Annotated in this window: 23 protein-coding genes; 10 read left to right on the plus strand and 13 right to left on the minus strand. The window is 37.0% G+C overall.

Annotated features, from left to right (window positions below; translation table 11 throughout):
- Positions 1-32: 32 nt before the first annotated feature.
- Both DD649_RS03505 and DD649_RS03510 read left to right on the plus strand, forming a co-directional pair.
- Positions 33-1,139 carry a phage late control D family protein gene (locus tag DD649_RS03505; protein ID WP_294103666.1) on the plus strand — a complete coding sequence of 369 codons (1,107 nt, stop codon included), beginning with the start codon at positions 33-35 and terminating at the stop codon, positions 1,137-1,139.
- Between the two features lie 45 nt (positions 1,140-1,184).
- The gene (locus DD649_RS03510) at positions 1,185-1,433 is read left to right on the plus strand and encodes an ogr/Delta-like zinc finger family protein (protein WP_272533977.1); all 249 of its coding nucleotides are present in this window, start codon (positions 1,185-1,187) and stop codon (positions 1,431-1,433) included.
- Positions 1,434-1,519: 86 nt separating this feature from the next.
- Here the strand turns inward: DD649_RS03510 and DD649_RS03515 are convergent, their stop codons facing one another.
- From DD649_RS03515 to DD649_RS03530, 4 genes are all read right to left on the minus strand, one after another.
- A complete protein-coding gene (locus tag DD649_RS03515) occupies positions 1,520-2,422 on the minus strand; it encodes a DUF4435 domain-containing protein (protein ID WP_294103670.1) in 903 nt (300 codons plus the stop codon).
- A complete protein-coding gene (locus DD649_RS03520) occupies positions 2,423-3,748 on the minus strand; it encodes an AAA family ATPase (protein ID WP_294103672.1) in 1,326 nt (441 codons plus the stop codon).
- A gap of 594 nt (positions 3,749-4,342) precedes the next feature.
- A complete protein-coding gene (locus DD649_RS03525) occupies positions 4,343-4,924 on the minus strand; it encodes a YebB family permuted papain-like enzyme (RefSeq protein WP_294103673.1) in 582 nt (193 codons plus the stop codon).
- 99 nt (positions 4,925-5,023) lie between these two features.
- Positions 5,024-6,526, minus strand: coding sequence for a PLP-dependent aminotransferase family protein (locus tag DD649_RS03530; protein ID WP_294103675.1), 1,503 nt, complete (start codon positions 6,524-6,526; stop codon positions 5,024-5,026).
- 104 nt (positions 6,527-6,630) lie between these two features.
- Here DD649_RS03530 and DD649_RS03535 point away from each other — a divergent pair, with 104 nt between their 5' ends.
- A complete protein-coding gene (locus DD649_RS03535) occupies positions 6,631-7,089 on the plus strand; it encodes a GNAT family N-acetyltransferase (RefSeq protein WP_294103677.1) in 459 nt (152 codons plus the stop codon).
- Between the two features lie 119 nt (positions 7,090-7,208).
- On the opposite strand, the gene DD649_RS03540 is transcribed toward DD649_RS03535, so the two are convergent.
- The 3 genes from DD649_RS03540 to DD649_RS03550 form a co-directional block, all read right to left on the minus strand.
- Positions 7,209-7,931: an amino acid ABC transporter ATP-binding protein gene (locus DD649_RS03540; protein ID WP_294103679.1), complete on the minus strand. Its 723-nt coding sequence runs from the start codon at positions 7,929-7,931 to the stop codon at positions 7,209-7,211.
- Positions 7,918-8,682, minus strand: a complete 765-nt coding sequence (locus DD649_RS03545; RefSeq protein ID WP_294103681.1) for an amino acid ABC transporter permease — start codon at positions 8,680-8,682, stop codon at positions 7,918-7,920. Before DD649_RS03545 ends, DD649_RS03540 begins: the two co-directional genes overlap by 14 nt.
- Before the next feature lie 64 nt (positions 8,683-8,746).
- On the minus strand, positions 8,747-9,484 hold the full coding sequence (locus DD649_RS03550) for a basic amino acid ABC transporter substrate-binding protein (RefSeq protein ID WP_294103898.1): 738 nt from the start codon (positions 9,482-9,484) through the stop codon (positions 8,747-8,749).
- Between the two features lie 352 nt (positions 9,485-9,836).
- On the opposite strand from DD649_RS03550, the gene DD649_RS03555 reads away from it, so the two are divergent.
- The 6 genes from DD649_RS03555 (at position 9,837) to DD649_RS03580 (ending at position 15,333) form a co-directional block, all read left to right on the plus strand.
- On the plus strand, positions 9,837-10,745 hold the full coding sequence (locus tag DD649_RS03555; RefSeq protein WP_294103682.1) for an AEC family transporter: 909 nt from the start codon (positions 9,837-9,839) through the stop codon (positions 10,743-10,745).
- An 82-nt stretch (positions 10,746-10,827) separates the two neighbouring features.
- Positions 10,828-12,321, plus strand: a complete 1,494-nt coding sequence (locus tag DD649_RS03560) for an AMP nucleosidase (RefSeq protein ID WP_294103901.1) — start codon at positions 10,828-10,830, stop codon at positions 12,319-12,321.
- Between the two features lie 16 nt (positions 12,322-12,337).
- Positions 12,338-12,865 carry a GNAT family N-acetyltransferase gene (locus DD649_RS03565; protein ID WP_336429089.1) on the plus strand — a complete coding sequence of 176 codons (528 nt, stop codon included), beginning with the start codon at positions 12,338-12,340 and terminating at the stop codon, positions 12,863-12,865.
- 32 nt (positions 12,866-12,897) lie between these two features.
- Positions 12,898-13,314 carry a helix-turn-helix domain-containing protein gene (locus DD649_RS03570; protein ID WP_336429092.1) on the plus strand — a complete coding sequence of 139 codons (417 nt, stop codon included), beginning with the start codon at positions 12,898-12,900 and terminating at the stop codon, positions 13,312-13,314.
- 121 nt (positions 13,315-13,435) lie between these two features.
- Complete coding sequence (gene accA / locus DD649_RS03575; RefSeq protein ID WP_294103685.1) at positions 13,436-14,395, plus strand: acetyl-CoA carboxylase carboxyl transferase subunit alpha; 960 nt, start codon at positions 13,436-13,438, stop codon at positions 14,393-14,395.
- Between the two features lie 47 nt (positions 14,396-14,442).
- Complete coding sequence (locus tag DD649_RS03580) at positions 14,443-15,333, plus strand: LysR family transcriptional regulator (RefSeq protein WP_294103687.1); 891 nt, start codon at positions 14,443-14,445, stop codon at positions 15,331-15,333.
- Between the two features lie 21 nt (positions 15,334-15,354).
- Here DD649_RS03580 and DD649_RS03585 read toward each other — a convergent pair whose 3' ends face one another.
- The 5 genes from DD649_RS03585 to DD649_RS03605 all read right to left on the minus strand — a co-directional run bounded on the left by DD649_RS03585 (position 15,355) and on the right by DD649_RS03605 (position 18,118).
- Entirely contained in the window at positions 15,355-15,813 is a 459-nt protein-coding gene (locus DD649_RS03585) for an RES domain-containing protein (RefSeq protein WP_294103689.1), read from the minus strand.
- A complete protein-coding gene (locus DD649_RS03590) occupies positions 15,810-16,271 on the minus strand; it encodes an antitoxin Xre-like helix-turn-helix domain-containing protein (RefSeq protein ID WP_336429096.1) in 462 nt (153 codons plus the stop codon). Before DD649_RS03590 ends, DD649_RS03585 begins: the two co-directional genes overlap by 4 nt.
- Positions 16,272-16,400: 129 nt before the next feature.
- Entirely contained in the window at positions 16,401-16,880 is a 480-nt protein-coding gene (locus DD649_RS03595) for a DUF1456 family protein (RefSeq protein WP_294103690.1), read from the minus strand.
- A 225-nt stretch (positions 16,881-17,105) separates the two neighbouring features.
- Positions 17,106-17,420 carry an AzlD domain-containing protein gene (locus DD649_RS03600; RefSeq protein WP_294103692.1) on the minus strand — a complete coding sequence of 105 codons (315 nt, stop codon included), beginning with the start codon at positions 17,418-17,420 and terminating at the stop codon, positions 17,106-17,108.
- Positions 17,417-18,118, minus strand: coding sequence for an AzlC family ABC transporter permease (locus tag DD649_RS03605; RefSeq protein ID WP_336429100.1), 702 nt, complete (start codon positions 18,116-18,118; stop codon positions 17,417-17,419). The genes DD649_RS03600 and DD649_RS03605 overlap by 4 nt, the downstream gene beginning before the upstream one ends.
- A gap of 475 nt (positions 18,119-18,593) precedes the next feature.
- Here DD649_RS03605 and leuE point away from each other — a divergent pair, with 475 nt between their 5' ends.
- Complete coding sequence (gene leuE, locus DD649_RS03610) at positions 18,594-19,235, plus strand: leucine efflux protein LeuE (RefSeq protein ID WP_294103697.1); 642 nt, start codon at positions 18,594-18,596, stop codon at positions 19,233-19,235.
- A gap of 209 nt (positions 19,236-19,444) precedes the next feature.
- On the opposite strand, the gene DD649_RS03615 is transcribed toward leuE, so the two are convergent.
- Complete coding sequence (locus DD649_RS03615) at positions 19,445-20,338, minus strand: DMT family transporter (protein ID WP_294103699.1); 894 nt, start codon at positions 20,336-20,338, stop codon at positions 19,445-19,447.
- Positions 20,339-20,380 lie beyond the last annotated feature (42 nt).

Consider the following 20,380-nt stretch of genomic DNA (forward strand, 5'->3'; position numbering starts at 1 on the left):
TCTAGGCATATTGAATTGGCTAGGTGGTAAATATGTCTTTTACGGATTGGACTGAGGGGAATTTGGTCAAAGTTCCTGCATTTGATTTAACGGTCGGGGGCGTGCAACTATTAAGCGTCAATGACCGGCTAATGTCATTAATATTAACCGATAATCGCGGATTTGAGGCCGATACGTTAGAACTTACGATTGATGATACCGACGATAAAATTGCATTACCGGTGCGTGGGGCTGAAATTTCCGTTTCCCTTGGCTGGCAGGGGGAAGCCTTGGTACATAAAGGGATGTATACCGTTGATGAAATTAGTCATTCAGGCCCGCCTGACCAAATCACTGTTACCGCTCGTAGTGCGGATTTTCGGCAAGACTTCAACGTCAAACGTGAATACAGTTGGCACGATATCAAGGTGCCTGATGTAATCAGCGCGATAGCAGGGCGCTATAACCTCAACCCCGCAGTTAGCAAGCAACTGATGCACATTGAAATTGACCATGCGGACCAAACCAATGAGAGCGATATTAGCTTTTTAACGAGAATGGCTGAAATGCTCGGCGCGATAGCTACCATTAAAAACGGCAGTTTGTTATTTATCGTACCAAATCAAGGCGTCACCCAAAGTGGTAAGCCGTTACCAGTGATCACCATCATGCGGGAAAGTGGGGATAGACATTATTTCCGATTAGCTGACCGGCAAGCGTACACCGGTGTACAAGCCTATTGGTTAGATTTGAACTACGGTAAACAAAAGAAAACCAATCTCAAACGTAAGCAAAAGCCCAAAAAAGAGAAGTCGAGCAAAAAAGAGGGCGATTACATCGAGGGCGCAGAGGGGAATGTTTTTGTGATGCGACAAACCTTTAAAAACGAGGAATCAGCCAAACGTGCCGCCGCGGCCAAATGGTCAAAATTACAAAGAGGTGTAGCAGAATTTAATATCACCTTAGCCGAGGGGCGCGCAGACCTTTATCCTGAGATGCCAGTGACCGTGACAGGCTTTAAACCGACCATTGATAGTCACCAATGGGTGATTAGCCGAGTTGTTCATACGGTTGATGGCGGCGGGTTTATTACCCATTTAGAACTCGAGATAAAAATCAAAGATATTGATATGACGGATGACGAGCAAAGCGAAACATAATTGATTATAATAATCGCAGGCATACTCATAATCCAAGGCTATAAAATGGCGTTCAATTGTCCCCAGTGCGGCGCTGTGACTTATACCAAAACCAGTAAATCCATGAGTAGTGAAACCCGTAGAAGCTATCACCAATGCCAAAATTTGCTGTGTGGCTGCTCTTTTACGACAATAACCTCAGTAGAGATTTATCTCACAAAAACAATCCCCCAAGAGCTGCCAGAAGGCTTTGAAATCCCGATGGATGAGTTGCCTAAATCACATCGGGGAGAGAAACAGATGGAGATGTTTTGATGTGGGGGATAAAGGCTATATTTTAGTACGTCCCCGCAACTTCAGTTTTAAGATTACTAAAAACACCTGTTCAAAAAAGAATAGCATTATGATTTTATTATTGAAATTCCATTTTTTGCAGACCAGTTTTGAATGTTAATAAATAGATTAGAATCTTGAAAATGCCTAAGTTCATATGCAAGAGCTAGAGAGCTTTCTGTAGTTTCCTGATCGGAAACTAATAAACTATCACTTTTTAAGCCTTTAGATATTATTATTGAAATAATTTCTGAAACATCGTGTCCATTTGCAAGTTCTATGATAGGTATATCAATCTTCATCACTTCGAGGTATTTTTCCATAATAAAATTTCGGGAGGCAACTTCTTGTCCACGATTTTTTGAATACTCATATATTATATTTATCATTGTTTCTATCCCGATATATTTAAACTCCTTATCGCAAATGAATTTTTTATACTTTATTTTTTTTCCCTCAGGACGCTCGGGTTTAAATGATAACCCAAGGTTATACTTTTTATTAGCAAAACGTAGGTATCCAATAGGTTTTGCTAATTCAAGTATGAATTCACGAATATTACATTTATATTTTTCTTCAAAAGCTTTAATTTTTTCAGAACTAGATGTGATAAGTAAAAGATTGTTTAAAGCATCGCTTGAAATTATCATTATTTCGGAGTCATGCCCATCAGTTACAAATATATTTTTATTAAAGTTTTCGATAAATTTATCATTTCCCGGAACTCTTAAAAAATCAGCATCTCGTATACAAAGCTTAGAATCGAATCCACGCTCAGTAAGGATATCATAAACTCTTCTTTGTTTATATTTTCCGTATGTTTGCTTAATTCTTGCAGTCTTTTCATTAGTTAAGCGGCCATAAACCTTTATGTCTTTTACTCCTTCGACTAATAAGTATACACCACCTTCGAATTTTCCCTCCTGCATTATTGAGTTCGCAATTCTATATGCTGTTATATCCTGTTCCATTTACTCGACTCCAGTTAACTCGATTTTTAAATCCCAATTCTCAGAAATAATATCTGGGGAGTGCGTAGCAATTACCGCAGAAAATGAATTTAGAGAGGCTACTTCCTTAAGATCTGCAATAAATTTATTTTGCCAAGAAATATGAAGTGATAGCTCAGGTTCATCGATTAAAATAAGATCGTTAGCACTAGATGAAAAAATCAATTTATAAAAAAGAACTAACTCATGCTGTTCACCAGAAGAAAGTTTAGACGGAAGAATTTTTGCAAATATATCCCCGTCTTTAATTACTGTTGAACGAAAAACAAAGCCTTCATCTTTACTTATTTCTAATTTTTTATGTTTGAATCGCGTGTTTATTATTTTTCTAAGCAAAGTAATTTTAAGAGAAAGGTCATCATATGGCTGAAGTTTATCATAACTATCATCAATATGAAGTTTAAGAAGTGTAATTAAATTATCTTGGCTTTCTTCAACTTTTGGTAAAACAGAGTTTTGAGCATCTACTACTAGACCTGCGGAAGAAAGATTTTTTCGTTTTTCATCTAGAGCTAGTAAAGCTTTGTTTAATTCGTCATAAGTATATTCTGTTTTTTCTCGAAGTTTTGATATTACTCGGCTTGGATATGTACTATCTAAGCCAGAGGATATATCAGAAGACTCCTTGATTGCTTTTGATATAAATTCTTTTAGCTCACCAGAGCAGTTTTTAACTGTACTTACATAAGATTCACCCCCAGTTTCTTTGGGAGATATGATACGTTGTGTTTCAATCAAACGAACACTAATGTTGGGTAGTGCTTCAGTAAACCATCTTGGGGGGGAATTTCTCTCTTGTTCATTAATGCGTTCTATTAACACTCGTTCCATCATTTCTCGTTCGTACATATATCTATTTAGGTCCTCCCTTGTACTATCCATTAGCATATGTTTTAGTTCATATTCACGCCTTAAAATCCTGTCTTTTTCAAATTTTCTAATTCTTCTAAGATCTTCAGTGTGCTGAAATATTTTATCGTATTTAAGCTTTGGCAGAGGATTTGTGGTGCTATCTTTAGCAATTGAAAGGGCGATACCATTAGCGGTTTCTTTTTTGATTAAGTGCCAGCAGTCAGACGTATCGAAATGGAAGGTGAACCTCTCGAATTTTAATTTTGTAAAGAAAATATAATTTCGACCAAAAAAAGCGTTTATAGATTCAAGAATTACTGTTTTACCTAAGCCATTTTCGCCAATAATTATAGTAATTCCACTTTCTTGTGTTAATGGAATGTCATGATTAAAGATTCCAAATAGGCCTTTAACTGTTACTCGTGATATTTTCATAATATTCTCTAACTAAAATAGTCTAGTTGTAGGTTTAAGATAATGATAAGTATTAGCAATATTATCAGTAAATTAGTTAAATGGTAGTGGATTTATTCATGGATTTTTTCATGGATTTTTTCATGGATTTTTTCAAGGGGAGATTATTTGATTTTTAACTCTAAAAATTAATATTTTTTAGGAAAAAAAATATTTTTGCCTGCTATTGTTTTTTAAACAAAATATAAAACTTAAATGATCTACCTTGAGGTCAATCGCTCTTGCGGTTAGTGAAATCTTGATTGAGAAACCTAAATATATTGAAAAATAGGCAAAAAGAAAGCCTCTTATCAAAAGAGGCTTTATAAGTGTGGTCAATATGTGGACATTAACCATTGACTAAATCCATTTAAATCAATTATTTAACTCACTTTTAGAACGCCGCACTTAGCGCATTTGACTACCTAATCCGCACAAGTACCAGAACCGCTGAATAGTAGTATTTATCTATAAATTCAGTAGGTTGTAGTCTAAAGGCACTCGGGGGCGAGTGCCTTTTTTTTGTGTGTATTTTAATCAAAAAAAGGCTCAAAAGTGCACTTTAGTTAAAAGTCATTAATGAATATCTTCATGGCTTCTATAAATAAGTGACAATTCAGGGTGGTGCCATAAGCTGGCAGGAGTGACTGTCGTGCGTTCCCATGGGATCTGACCGATAAACCAGAATTTCCAGAAATTTAATTTTGCATTCGGATTTTTGCCTAATAATTCTTGAAAAGTTTCTTTTTTACCAACTTGAATATTGAGTGCAGTATCATAGAGTTCAAATACAAATTTTGAACAAAATTGTCTTGATGAATCATAATCAAAGCCCGTGTGGTAAAGCTTATTGAGTCTTGTAGGGACTTGGGATACTAATGCTAATTTTTGTTCTGTAGTCAGTGGTGTGGCTAAACGACGGATCCCATAACGGTTATTATTAGAACGTGAAATAAAACGTGAAAGGGTAGTTGTGGTGGATAATGGTATACGACTTTCTGCAATTAAATAATCTTCGCCATTATGCCCAATAATCATGCCAACGTGATTGCTCCAACATAATGAAGCAGATGCAATTTGGCGAAATAACTCGTTACCAATACTGGTAAAAATGATATCCCCGACTTCTAGGTCATAAGGGTAATTAATCTTTGTCATCAACACACCTCAAGGTGATTTAAAAAGCTGCATTGAGGTTATGTTATAAACAATTGGTGAATTGTCGCAATCAGAAAAAGGCTTAAAATAGCCCTATGTTTATATAGGGTATATGTTCCGTAATTTTTCGCTGAGTGCTTGAATACTATTTGTAATCTTTAATTCTGTGTGGGCAGCGTAACCAAATAAAATGGCATTATTATTTTTACTCTTGATGCAATATCTAGCTAGGGGTTGGGCACCAAAATTTAATAGGCGACACTGTTCTAAAATAACATGAAGGTCATAACCTTGTTTGATCCAACATACCGTGTGGATCCCTGAATCTGTCATTTCTACATCAAATATATCGGGTAAATATAAGTTAATTGCCTTAAAAAAAGCATTTTGGCGTTCATAACATATTTTCCGTATTTTTCTGACATGCCGTGCGTAATGGCCTTCTTGAATAAATTGAGCTAAAGCGGCTTGTTCTAAATAACTACACTGACTGTCACTGTAATATTTCATCATAGTAAATGCATCACTTAGCATTCGTGGCACAATTAAAAATCCTAAGCGAAAACCGGGGTACATCATTTTTGAAAAAGTACCTGCATAAATAACCCGCTGATGATTATCGAGTCCTTGTAGTGCTTGAATAGGCTTAGATAAAAAACGAAACTCACTGTTGTAATCATCCTCAAAAATCCATGCATTATTTTTTTGAGCCCAGTCAAGTAAGGCTAAACGGCGGGATAAACTTAATGTGCCACCAAGTGGAAATTGATGGGATGGTGTCGTATAAATAAGTTTAGCTTCAGGATGATGTGTTGCTCCATAGGCAATATTCATTCCTTCTTGGTCAGAGAATATTGGGGCTACTTCAGCACCTAAACCCGTTAAAATCGCCTTTGCACTATCATAACCTGGGTCATCAAGCCAAACTTTGTCTCCTTGTTTTAACAATACTCTGGCGGCTAAATTTATTGCTTGTTGTGTGCCATTTACAATAATAATCTGTTCTTCTGAACAGTGTACGCCACGGGTTGAAAGAACATAGTCGACCAATAGTTTTTTAAGAGGGGTATAGCCATCAGGGTGATTGTAAAGAGTAATGGCATGTTTTGATTTTCGCCAAACACGGCCTAATAATCGACCCCAAAGTTCATGCGGAAATTGATCAACGCAACCAATACCAATATTAAACATTTGGTGTTTATCCGTACACGGTCGTGATTGAACCCACGAATTGGTGAGATTATCGACAGTCGGACTAAGATTTAGTGCATGATATTTAGGTTTATCGAGGGCGTGTAGGCGATTATTGGTTTTGACTAACTCGTCAGGCAGGTTATTTGAAATATAAGTTCCAGAACCTTGCTTAGAATATAAATACCCTTCATCTGATAATCGTTCAAATCCTGCGATAACAGAATTACGTGAAATGGACATCATTTCAGCCAATGCTCTGGTTGACGGTAGCTTAATTCCTGCATTTAATCGCCCATCAAGAATAGCGTTACGGATAGTGTGATATACACTTTCTTTGATATTCCCTTCTTTTAGTAATCTTTCCTCTAAAAGTAGTAATGGAAACTGCGCTTGTGGTTTACGCCGCATAAAAGTGGACCCTATTTAAATGCTAAAAGTGTGTCTTATACAGTACCAAATTGATATGTACTATAACGTCATTATCTAATATGTCTACTAAAGGAAGGGTTATTATGAATAATGCAGCATTGCCTGTAACAGTTGAGTTTGCGTCACAAGAACATTATCCACAATGGTTAGTTTATTGGTTAAAGTATCAAGAATTCTATAAAGTAGATTTAGATGAAGATGTTACATTGAAAGCGTGGGAACGATTTTTTGATAATAATGAACCAATGTATTGTGCTGTTGCTATTGATGGCGATAAAGTCGTTGGTTTTGTTAACTACACATATCATCGCTCAACATGGGCAAAAAATAATTTTTGTTACTTAGAAGACCTTTATGTAACGCCAGAAGTGAGAGGAAAGCATGTAGGCAAGCAGCTAATTGAATTTGTTCATGAACAAGCTCAACAACAAGAGTGTGGAAGATTGTATTGGCACACACAAGAAACTAATTTACGTGGACAAAAATTATATAATTGGGTGGCTGAAAAACCGGGTGTTATTGAGTATCGAATGCCACTGTAAGTATATAAAGTTAGTCGTTCTACCTACATTTCAGTATTTATTTTACTGACCCGTTGTTTAGGCTAACAACGGGCTTTTCGTTATTTGTTGGCTAGAAAGAATTTACTGTACCTCATTCATTATAGGACTTTACTTAAAAACTCGGCGGTACGTGGATTTTTCGGTGAAGTGAATAATTGTTGAGGTGTGCCTTCTTCTTGGATAATACCTTGGTCAATGAAAATAACACGGTCGGCAACCTCTTTAGCAAATCCCATTTCATGAGTGACGATAACCATGGTCATCCCTTCGGTTGCAAGGATTTTCATTACGGCAAGTACTTCACCTACCAGTTCAGGATCTAGCGCTGAAGTGGGTTCATCAAACAATAAAATAGACGGTTGCATTGCAAGTGCGCGAGCTATTGCCACACGTTGTTGTTGTCCCCCAGAGAGACTCGCAGGCCATGCGTCTATTTTATCCAATAAACCCACTTTGATTAAAAGTTGTTCTGCTTTTTCCAATGCTTGTGATTTCTTTAATCCTTTGACTGAGATAGGTGCCATAGTTAAATTATCAAGCACAGTCATATGAGGAAATAAATTAAAGCGCTGGAAAACCATCCCGATATTTTCACGCATCTTATTCAGGTCAGTTTTAGGATCATGAACATCAAAGCCATTGACTCGAATTTCACCGCCATCAGGTCTTTCTAAGGCATTTAAGCAGCGTAAAAAAGTACTTTTACCTGAACCTGAAGGGCCTATTACGCAGATAACTTCTTGAGGTTTAATCTCACAGGAAATTCCTCTTAATACGTGGGTTTCACCAAATTTTTTCTGTAAATTATTAACGTAGATCACTGCGGCCCAACCTTCTTTCCATATATTGCACGAGCTGAGCAAGGATAAATGTCAGCACCCAGTAAATTACTGAAATTGTTAAGTATGGTTCCCAATAAGTTGCATAAGCCCCTGATACTGTTCTTGCTGCGTAGGCTAAATCTGCTAAACCGATGGCAGAAGCTAAAGAAGAATCTTTAACAATAGCAATTGCATTATTTCCTAGTGGAGGAAGGATCCGGCGGAAGGCTTGCGGTAAAATGACTTTGCGCATTGTCTTCGCCCAGCTCATACCCAATGCACGAGAGGCTTCCATTTGCCCTTTATCAATAGATTGAATACCAGCACGAAAAATTTCAGAGACGTAGGCACCTGAATTTAAAGTAATAGCAACAATACATGATAGAAATGCGCCATAGTCAGAACGTAACATACGTGCGGTATCGATGGACATGAGTCCTGAAGTTACAAAGATACCATCACGAGGATTGATAAATAAAGGGACTAATGCAAAATGAACCACCATTATTTGTACGAATAGCGGGGTACCGCGAAAGGCGCTGACATAGAAACGAACTGGCCATTGAACACAATAACGTAAAATAGGTTTCCATACCCCTTGTTCTGCTTTGGCTGTGCGCCCTAAACCAAGAGTTAATCCCCAAAGTGAACCTAAAATAACGCAAATAATCGTACATTTGATTGTCATCATTGCGCCCTCGACAAATAGCGGGGCGTATTCTTCAATTATTTCCCAACGAAAAGCAGACATCTTAATGATCACCCTGATATAAACGAGAAAAAGCCACCCTTAGATGGCTTGAAACTAAATATGGTTATTGTTTTGGTAATTCAGGGACGTTTTCATCAAACCATTTTTGGTAGATTTTATTATAAGTACCATTTTCAACAATTTTATCTAGTCCATTATTTATTTTTTGTTGCAGCTCAGTATTTCCTTTTGCAACCGCGATACCAAAATATTGCTTCTCAAATTGGTTGTCGTAAACTAATTTGAATTTTTTTTCTGGGTGAGTCTTGATGTAATATTTAATGACACCGACATCTCCAACCGCGGCATCAATACCATCCTCGTACAATTCTTGTAATAGTAATGGAGTATTATCAAAACGTTTTATTGATGTGCTATTTTTGCCAATAACGTCAGAAACGACAATATCGCCTGTACTTGAATTGACCACACCAACATTTAATTTTTTCAAACTATTTAAATCAGTTACCGTAGACATTTCACCGATGACAATAGCTTGTTCCGCAGGGAAATAGGGTTTAGAAAAATCTACCATATTTTTACGTTTATCTGTGATCGTAATACCTGAGATTATAATATCTCTGTCACCGGTGGATAATGTGGCAAAAATACCCTCCCAAGGGGTATTAATGAGTTTGACATCAAAGCCCTCGACGTCAGCAATAGCCTTAATAATATCGATATCAAAGCCTTCGAGCTGTTTTTGACTATTTTCAAATTCAAATGGACGATAAGTTCCACCAGAACCTACGGTATAGCTCTCTTTAGCGTAAACATTCCCTGAGAATGCGGCGAGTGTCATACATCCCGCAAAAACTAATTTCTTAAACATACAAACCTCTTTTTTATGCATTTATAGTGAATAAAAATACATAAAATAATCACGGCAGGCAAATGTTATTTTAAATTCTAGATTAGATAATGTTTAACTCTATTAATTTTAGTTTAATTTTTATGCATTTATACGACGTTGAAAATAAAGGTGTACTTATTAATATTTAAATGTGATCTAGTTTTGATTACAGGGAAATAAATGAATACTCACTCATAAAGCGTATTATTAGCGCTTTTTTTACCTAACATTCACATTTCGTTAACGTTAAACTTAAAGTCTTTATTCGCTTAATACTATGAAAGAAATAAAATAATCGATTATGGAAAAGATTTTATTGGTGTTATGGCCATTGTTTGCACTTATTGCAATGGGGTTTGCTTTACGTCGAACGGCACTTTTTTCTGTTGATTTTTGGCCGAGTGCGGAAAAGCTAAATTATTTTATTTTGTTTCCAGCTTTGCTGATGAATAGCCTAGCGACGGCGCCGCTTGATAATCCTAAATTACCGTTCTTAGCGAGCGCAATATTCTTTATTTTAGCTGTTAGCTCCTTGTTAGTTTTAGTGAATAAATATTTATTTAAAATAACAATTGGCCGATTTGGTGCTTACATTCAGGGAGTCACTCGTTTTAATACTTATTTAGGTTTAGCGATAATTGCTGATTTGTTTGGCACGGAAGGGATAGCGATAGCTGCGGTTATCATGGCAATTTTAGTACCGAGTACCAATATTATTGCTGTGCTGTCATTAAGTGCGGGTAAGAAGGTCTCTATTCAACAGCTTTTTCTGCCGATAATTAAAAATCCATTGATCATTTCTTGTTTTCTCGGAATTTTATTAAACTTATCACCCATTGGTTTGCCATTTGGTTCTGATCAGCTATTAAGATTGCTTGCTGCGGCGAGTTTACCTCTTGGGTTGATTTGTATTGGTGGGGCATTACAAACGGCAACGTTAAAAAATGAGTTTAAGCCTATAATAGTGACGACACTAATTCGCTTATTGGCTATGCCTAGTTTAGCGATATTTATGGCTTATTTATTTTCATTACCCGAACTTGAAACGGTACTATTAGCGATCTTTTTTTCTATTCCAACCGCCCCAACAGCTTACATTTTAACAAGACAATTAAAAGGTGATAGTCAATTGATGGCGGGAATTATTACACTACAAACAATAACCGCAATACTGACATTACCTCTTGTTTTGACGTTAGTGATGCATTAGTTTCTTCAAAGATACAATCATGTTTTAAAAGTATTGAGATATATTTTGCAACCTCCTTACAGTTACACTATGTTATCGAGTGATGACGATATTTGAAAAGGAGTTGAGTGTGTCTTTGGAAAAATGCCAGAAATATGAAAACCTATCTATTGAGGATGTTTTAGAGAAACTTTCATCTTTATATTCGAGTGCGATTGAATCATTAAGAGATTCTATCGCAATTTACGTTAATGAAGGGCGTATACCAGACACAGAAGCCAGAGAAAATGGGTTGTTTGCTTATCCTGAACTTTGTGTCTCGTGGCATGGTAAAGTTGATCATTGTGAAAAAACTCGTGCTTATGCACGCTTTGTAAAGCGGGGTGATTACAGTATCACAATAACGCAACCTGAGTTGTTTCGCGCTTATTTAGTTGATCAATTGACTATTTTACAGCAGGACTATGATGTTTCTTTTACTGTGCGTCCTTCCAAAATAGAAATTCCTTATCCTTTTGTTATTGATGGTTCTGACTTAGTACTTGATAGAAGCATGAGTAGCAGCCTAGCCACACATTTCCCTATTACTGATCTAGCCGATATTAGTGATGATATAACCGATGGTTTGTATCATGCTACGGATAAAATGCCGTTGTCTCATTTTGATGCTTTACGTGTTGATTTTTCATTGGCGCGGCTAAAACATTACACAGGAACACCGCCGGAGCATGTTCAGCCTTATATTTTATTCACTAATTATAATCGTTATGTGGATGAATTTGTGAGTTGGGCTTGTGAGCAGATTAAAGATCCAGATAGTCGTTATATCGCATTGTCCTGCGTGGGGCATAACTACCTTACTGATGAAAATGCGGATCCACAGATTGCAATATCAGATTTAACTTGGAAAAGATTCCAAATGCCTGCATATCATCTTATTGCAAAAGATGGCGCTGGCATTACACTGGTCAATATTGGTGTTGGGCCTTCTAATGCAAAAAATATCTGTGACCATTTGGCTGTTTTACGCCCTCATACTTGGTTAATGATTGGTCACTGTGGTGGTTTACGTGAAAGCCAAAAAATTGGCGATTATGTTCTTGCCCATGCTTATTTACGTGATGATCACATACTGGATGATGTATTACCGCCAGATATTCCTATTCCAAGCATAGCGGAAGTACAACGTGCTTTATACGACGCAACCAAGCAAGTGAGCAACATGCCCGGAGAGTTGGTTAAACAGCGTTTACGCACGGGTACCGTTGTTACTACGGATGATCGTAACTGGGAGCTGCGTTTTTTTGCAACTGCACGTCGTTTTAGCTTAAGTCGAGCTGTTGCTGTCGATATGGAAAGCGCAACTATTGCCGCGCAAGGTTACCGTTTTCGTGTACCTTATGGCACTTTGTTATGTGTTTCTGATAAGCCGTTACATGGTGAAATTAAATTACCAGGGCAGGCTAATAGTTTTTACGAGGGCGCTATTTCTGAGCACTTACAGATAGGGATCCGAGCCATTGATTTATTAAGGCAGGAAGGGGATAAATTACACTCTAGAAAATTGCGAACCTTTGATGAGCCACCTTTTAGATAGCGCGGAGAAGTGATTAATGGATTTTATTCCAGTCGTTGAAACAGAACGTTTAATTTTATCAAAACATGAGCTTAATGATTTTCCTAGTTTAACTCGACTTTGGGCGAGTAATTCAGTGGCTGAATTTATTACAGGCGTTCCATCCACCGAGCGAGAATCTTGGATGAGAATGCTTAATTATGGTGGTTTATGGCCATTGTTAGGATTTGGATATTGGGCCGTACGTGATAAAGCGACAGGGTTATATCTTGGCGATCTTGGTTTTGCTGACTTTCATCGCGTTGTCGAACCTTCAGTAAAAGGGATACCTGAGGGGGGATGGGTAATTGCACCAGAACATCATGGGCAAGGATATGCCACTGAAGCCATGAAGGGCGCATTGATATGGCTAAAATCACAAAATAAATTCGAACAAACCATTTGTTTTATCGATCCGGATAATACGGCTTCATTACGTGTTGCTAAAAAAGTCGGTTACGTAGAAGAAAAGGAAGTTTTCATGAATGGTTCTATAACAATACTCTTACGCCAAAAGTTAAATTGAATCGTCTTAATCTTAATAAGTTAGGTTATAACATGATGAACGATGAACTCGATATTTCCCAAGTAAGTCAATTATCGGGTCTAGCGCCTTCAACTCTTCGTTATTATGAAGAGAAAGGGTTGATTAAGCCTATTGGCCGTAAGGGACTTAAACGTATTTATCATAGTAAAAATGTTATGACCCGTTTAGCATTAATTAGCATGGGGCAACAAGCTAAATTTTCTCTCGATGAAATTGGTAAAATGCTAAACCATAAAGATGGCCTTAATATAGAGCGTGCCAACTTAATGACGAAAGCCGACGAAATTGAAAAGACAATTGCCAGTTTGACTGTATTAAAAGACGGAATATTACATATTGCAAATTGCCCTGAAGAAAATCATTTACTGTGTCCTAATTTCCAAAAAATAATGGAAACAAGTTTGAAAATGAATCGCAAAAAAACGTAACTGTGATTGGTACATTTTTATTATGCCATTATTGATAACAATTAATCCTATATTCTGCTATAGAATGGGATGGAATATCTGATTATACTCTTCAAATTGCATTATTGATTTTAAGGTTCCTATGTCTACTCAATTTCTTGCTTTTGAAAAACCGATTGTTGAACTTAATGAAAAAATTGATGCATTAATTGCATTTAAACAATCGGGACACCCATCTGAAATTAAACTCGAAGAAGAAATAAAGCTGCTTAAAAACAAATGTCATGCGCTAACTAAAACGATATTTTCATCGTTAGGCGCGTGGGAGGTCGTGCAGCTTGCGAGGCATCCTCTCAGGCCTTATACCCTTGATTATGTCTCTTTGATATTCACGGAATTTCAAGAGCTTGCAGGCGACCGCATGTTTGCTGATGATAAGGCATTAGTGGGAGGATTGGCGCGATTAGATGACAAGCCGGTGATGGTTATTGGCCAGCAAAAAGGGCGCAGCACTAAGGAAAAAGTCATGCGTAACTTTGGTATGCCATCACCTGAGGGATATCGAAAGGCACTTCGTTTAATGAAGATGGCCGAGCGCTTTCATTTACCTGTGATTATTTTTATTGATTCTGCTGGCGCATACCCTGGTGTTGGTGCCGAGGAACGTGGGCAAGCTGAAGCAATTGCCCGTAATATCATGGAGATGTCTTGCTTAAAAACGCCGATTATTTGTGTCATTACGGGAGAAGGTTGCTCTGGTGGTGCATTGGCAATTGGTGTGGGTGACCGTATAAATATGTTGGAATACAGTACTTATGCTGCAATTTCGCCAGAAGGTTGTGCATCTATTTTATGGAAAGATGCTCAAAAGGCACAGATTGCCGCTGAAGTGATGGGACTTACGGCAACTCGGCTTAAAGAGCTTGGTATTATTGATACTATTATCCCTGAACCACTTGGTGGTGCTCATCGCGATTATCAGCAAGCGGCTAAAAATCTGAAACAACAATTGCTAGCAGATTTAATGGCACTAAACCAGCTTGATATTGATACTTTATTGGCTGAACGTTATCAAAAAATTATGGCATTCGGCTATTGCTAATGTTATTAATTCAAGTTGGTATAAAGCAAATTGTTGGGTATTGAGTGATGTCAGTGGATCTGAATTTATTAAAGATATTTGTTTCTGTCGCCACATTAGGTAGTTTTGCCCATGCAGCAAAACAGCTTTCTATGCCAACATCTAATGTAAGCCGTGGAATTAAGCAGTTAGAAGAACAATTAAGTTGCCGATTGATTGAACGTACGACTCGACGTATGCGGTTAACCGAACAAGGTACTATGTTGTTACAACAAAGCCAAAAACTGTATATTGAACTTGATGAAACTCTTCAAAAAATTCGTCATCCTCAGCGATTAACAGGGATGCTGCGCTTAACAATTCCTAGCGAATTTGGTAGTCAATTATTAGCCGATGTACTTGCCAAATTTGCATTAGCTCATCCTCAGTTAGCTATTCATTGTGATACTCAATTAATGCCTCTCGATGTAATTAGTGATGATATAGATCTCTTGCTGACCTTTCATCGAGGTGAGTTGAAAGACAGTAGTTATCATTCACGGTTAATTAAATCATGGGAAAGTGTTGTCGTTGCCGCGCCAGAACTTATTTTAAAGACAGGTAAGCCTGAAACTACTGAAAAATTAGCAGATATGCCTTGTATTTCCAGTTTCAGTGCATTACAAGGTCAACCTTGGATTTTTATTGATAAAAATGGATTACAAAAAAAAGTTAATATTAATAGTCAATTTCGAGTGAATAGTGGGATATTGGCTAATGTAGCGGCTTTAAACGGTGTTGGTTATGCTATTTTAGCGTTAGAGCCTTGTCAGGCACAGATAAAACAAGGAAAGCTCAAAGTTATTAGCTTTATGAATTATAAGCCAGCACCGATTGAATTGAGGGCGATTTATGCAAGTAACCGTGCATTATCTCCGAAAATTGATGCATTTTTACATTATCTTATAGAACACATCTAATTTGTTGTTAGTTAAATTCAATTATTTGAGCCTAGGATCAAAGTTAAAATCAAGGGGCTTAACGTTTTGAAGAGCCTTTGCAAACTGCGGATGGTTTGGATTAATAATGGCATTGTATTCATAGGGAATGATACCCGAAGGAACAAGTAGTACAAGGCTATCTTGGTTATTCAACCAGGTTGTCCCGATATCAATTGTGGAGGTTGGTGCGGGGTCTTGTTGCCAATCTACAGGTAAGTTTTCTATTGATAACTTCATGGCTTGTTTGTCATTTATTTCAATAGAAAACAAACTATAACGCTGTAATAACTGCTCTTGGTTGATGTGTACCAGTATTTCTAGTGCGGCTAATGAAATTTGTGTTGATGCATAAACCGCAGGTGTTCCTTTGTGGTTCCAGCGCCCACCATATAGTCGAGCACCTTGCCCAGACCACGCGTCATGGGCAAACTCTGATTTGATAAGCCGATATAAAATCATGAAAATACGCCATGCTCGATGCGACCAATTAAATCGATAACCTCAAGAGCGCCACTTTCAGTAGCGATGAGTTCAATTGGGCGTATATGCCCCAAACCTTTTACTGGTTGATTTAGCCAATTTGTGGCAGCCGTTTTATCACCGTTAAATAGGCGTACTGCGGCGTCAAATACACGGACTAAACGTGCTATCCGCTCACTTTCATCAATATTCAGTGGCTGACCTGCATTTTTACGTCGAGAAATATTGCGCTCGTTAATACCTGAGATCCGTAATAATTCACTTTTAGTCATGCCAGACCATTCTTGGATATCGTCTAATACGCTGACTGACAGTCCTTGACGTAAGAAGTGGGTAAGCTCAATGCCACGCTCAGCAGGGAGACCTGCAAAACGCCATAACGGCTTGATTGCCAGTGCAATATTTGACGTAGGGGGGGTAGGGATATAGTTTCTCATTTTAATCTCCTCCGACATTTGTCTTATATAGTATAGACAAATGTGATGGAGGAGTAAAATATTCAAATTCGTATTGAGTAAGATGTAGCAATATTAATTTGATTTAAGATGGATTATTAAAATTATCGATTATTTTGCTGTAGGTGGCAGGCCACGCAGACGAATGGTTAGACCATTTAGAAAATATCTCAGTAATTGATCACCACAATTGCGATAGTTTTTGTGTCCTGGCTTACGGAATACCGCATTAAGCTCAGGTTTAGATACACGAAAATCAACGAGTTGGAAGATTTCAATCATATCAGTGTCTTTCAGCTCGAAAGCAACACGTAATTTTTTGAGCATGATATTATTATTAATACGCTCTTCGACTTCAGGTACAGGGTGATTTTCATCTTTTCCACGGCGATGGAAAATTAAGCCATTTAAAAAATGACCCATAACATTATCATTACATTCAGCATAGTCATGGTCAGTTTCTTTTTTTAGCCACTTGACCATTTCTTCTTTAGTGACAGTGAGGCCTGCGAGTTCTACGATTTTGACCATTTGAGCATCACTCAAATCCAACATATAGCGAACACTTCGTAAAACATAATTATTCAACATGGTTATAATTTATCCATTATTTGTTAATATTATTAACAATAAAATTGGTGCAGTAATAAATAGAATCAACGGTAGCCTTCACCGCTATCAGACTTTTCATTGCGAAGCTTTTCATCGTAAGACACGAGGGAACTGTTTGATGAGAGGTTTTATTATGTCGGGAATAATGCGATAAAGCAAAGGTTTACGCCTTTGCTTCATATATTCAAATATAGGTGCTTGTATTTAAGCCATAAAATAAATCAGCCCATAAAAAAAGATGAGTGTGAGCCCGACCGTTAATAGCATATTTTTTAGTAATGATGCTGCAACAACACAAAATAGTGCACCCCATAAATAAGGATTATCAGGAAAACTGCGCATTTCATTATTTTCTAATAAAATGACGGGTGCACAGATTGCGGTAAGCAAGCAAGGTGCTGAATAGCTTAATGCTTGACGAATAATTAATGGCAACCTAACGGGTAATTGTGGAATTAAAAAAACATAACGTAAGGAAAAAACAATTACGGTTAAGGTAATAATCAGAGCCCAGATCATTTTTCTTCCTTAAGTAAGCGAGAAATAGCCACAGAAATAAACATACCACCGACTCCGGCTATAACGATTGCACTGCTAATCGAATAGGCAGATAGCACGACAGCCGTAATTAAAGAGAATAATACGCCACAAACAGTGCTGATTTTTTTTGTTAGTGGAACAACAATCGCTAATAAAGTCGCAACAACGGAAAAGTCGAGATGCAACCGACTAAGATCGCTGACAAAATTGGCCATGACAATCCCACAAAAGCTGGTGACTATCCAAACAACATAGAAACTAAAACCTACACCAAATAAATAGGGAAAAGTAAGGGCTTGTCGTTTTGCTGCGCTGATAGCAAAAAGCTCATCAGTGAGTAAAAAACCAATGCCGATCCGTTGAGGTGTAGTGAAGTCTTTCACATGGGAGCGCATGGTTAACCCATAAAGCAGATGCTGTGAGGTAATAAAAAAAACAGAAATAATAATAGTAATGTATCCAGCCCCTGAATTAATAAGCCCTAGAGTGACAAGTTGTGCGGCGCCAGCAAAAATCATCGCTGACATAGCGATACTTTGCCAAAAATCAAAACCGGCTTCCACGGCCATTGAGCCAGCCAGAACACCCCATGGAATAACTGCAAGATGCAATGGCGCTGCATGAACGGCTCCATCGATCATTTCACGCTGCCAATTATTTTTTTGTTGAGAATCCATATTAAACTAACACCTATTAAGCTTTGTTTTTGATTTAAAATACGTATTTCATTTTGATGATACAAGTAGCCCAAATAATCTGATGAGTTATAAAAAAACAATAAAGAATGCATTAATTCATAAAAACCACCTTCAATGTTATATCTCTAAATTTAAAATAATTCACTAAGACTATTTAATCGTTAGTTTTGGCGTTTTTAATCGCCTGGCTGGCTTTTTTTGAAATTTTTAACTGGCAGAAATTTTTTTTCAGTACACTGCTATTTTATGATTGATTTTTGGTTTTATATTCCGATTTTACAATCATAGAATTGCTAGATAACCTATTTTTGTTTTTGTTTGTGGTCAAATATCTCATAGTTGTTCATTTTGCTGGTGGTATCTTTCGCTAAAAATAAATTCAATGTATTATAGTAACCATGCAGAAGTAATGTGAATTTTTTGTTATAACTTTTATTGGGTTAGCGAGTTTCTTATGCTTGAAAATTTCGGTATTACAAACTTATGGACTTATCTTATTGGTGTGATTTTTATAACACTAGTACCAGGTCCTAATTCTTTATTTGTTCTAACTAGCAGTGCAAAATATGGTGTAAAGAATGGTTATAAAGCGGCATTAGGTGTCTTTACAGGAGATGCATTGCTCATATTTTTATCATTTTTAGGTGTGGCTTCATTAGTTAAAACATCACCAGTATTTTTTAGTGTGATTAAATATGCTGGTGCCGCTTATTTATTTTATTTAGGGATAAAAACTTTATATTCCGTATTTCATAAAAAAGAGCAGGGTACTGATGTCGATAGCATTATTTTAGCGACGAAAGGTACGTACAAAAAAGCGGTATTTTTAAGTTTACTAAACCCTAAAATGATTATTTTTTATGTCTCATTTTTTATTCAATTTATTGATCCTGCGTATCCAAGTGCAGCAGTGCCATTTTTTATTCTTGGCGTGATTTTAGAGTTCTGTAGCATGATTTATTTATCCATGTTGATATTTGGCGCAATAGCCGTCACCAATATGGTTAAGCATAATAAAACACTGTCCAAATTCTCAAATAGTTGCATCGGTGCCGTTTTCTTAATGTTTGGCGCTAAACTTGCTTTAACTGCATAAGGTATCCTCAATTCTGCACAAAATAGCCAATGTTTCATGTTGGCTATTTTTGTGTCGGACAAGATTAACGTTTCATGTTTCCATTTGAAAAAGTGCTAACTTGCTGTTTAATTTTTTTAAATGAATTCGATATCATGAGCTTTTGCCTAATAAAATCAATTTTAAATAATACGTTAATTATTGGATAGCCATCGCGCTTTTTGTGCAGTTTAACGTGTAAACCATTTAGAACCCGCTACACAGATAATCACGCCGCAAGTAGAGGCAATCATGACACCGCTCACTGTTTCATTTAATAACCAAGCAGAAAAAAGTAAGCCAAAAAATGGCTGGAATAATTGAAGCTGACTAACCCCTGTAATTCCCCCTTCTGCTAATCCTTTATACCAAAAGAAAAAGCCTATTAGCATACTAAATAGCGAAACATAGATGAGTCCAATCCATGCATTTATTGGAATATTGGTTAAATTTTGAGGCCATAAAATAATACTCAGAATTAGCATGAGTGGTAATGATATGACGAGAGCCCAGCAAATCACTTGCCAGCTACCTAGTTGTTTGGAGAGAACTGCACCTTCAGCATATCCTAAACCACAAAGGATAATAGCGCTTACCATATACACATCACCGATAATAGAAATTTCCCCTTTTTGCATTAACGCGAAACTCATGACAAGCAGGCTTCCTAAAACAGCGAAAAACCAAAATATTTTGTTAGGACGTTCACCTGCACGTAGAGCACCAAATAAAGCTGTAATTAAAGGAAGTAAACCTAGGAATACAATTGAGTGAGCAGAACTAACATGTTGTAAAGCAAGTGCAGTGAGAAAAGGAAAGCCAATAACAACACCTATTGCAACAATAGATAAAGGAATTAATTGTTTTTTATGTGGAATATTTTGTTGTAATACCATTAAAATAATTATCGCTAAAACGCCTGCAAAAATAGCTCTTAGAATAGTTAAAAAATCAGGAGGGAATCCAGCGATAGCAGCCTTTGTTGCTGGAAGTGAACCACTAAAAATAACGACACCTATAAAGCCATTCACCCATCCCCGAGATATATTTTTTTTATTGCTAATAATTTTATCTGTACGTGCCATTAAATCGATTACCTATTGTTATTCCACTTGAGGTTAATAACG

The sequence above is a fragment of the Providencia sp. genome, from assembly GCF_003533305.1.
Lineage (GTDB): Bacteria > Pseudomonadota > Gammaproteobacteria > Enterobacterales > Enterobacteriaceae > Providencia.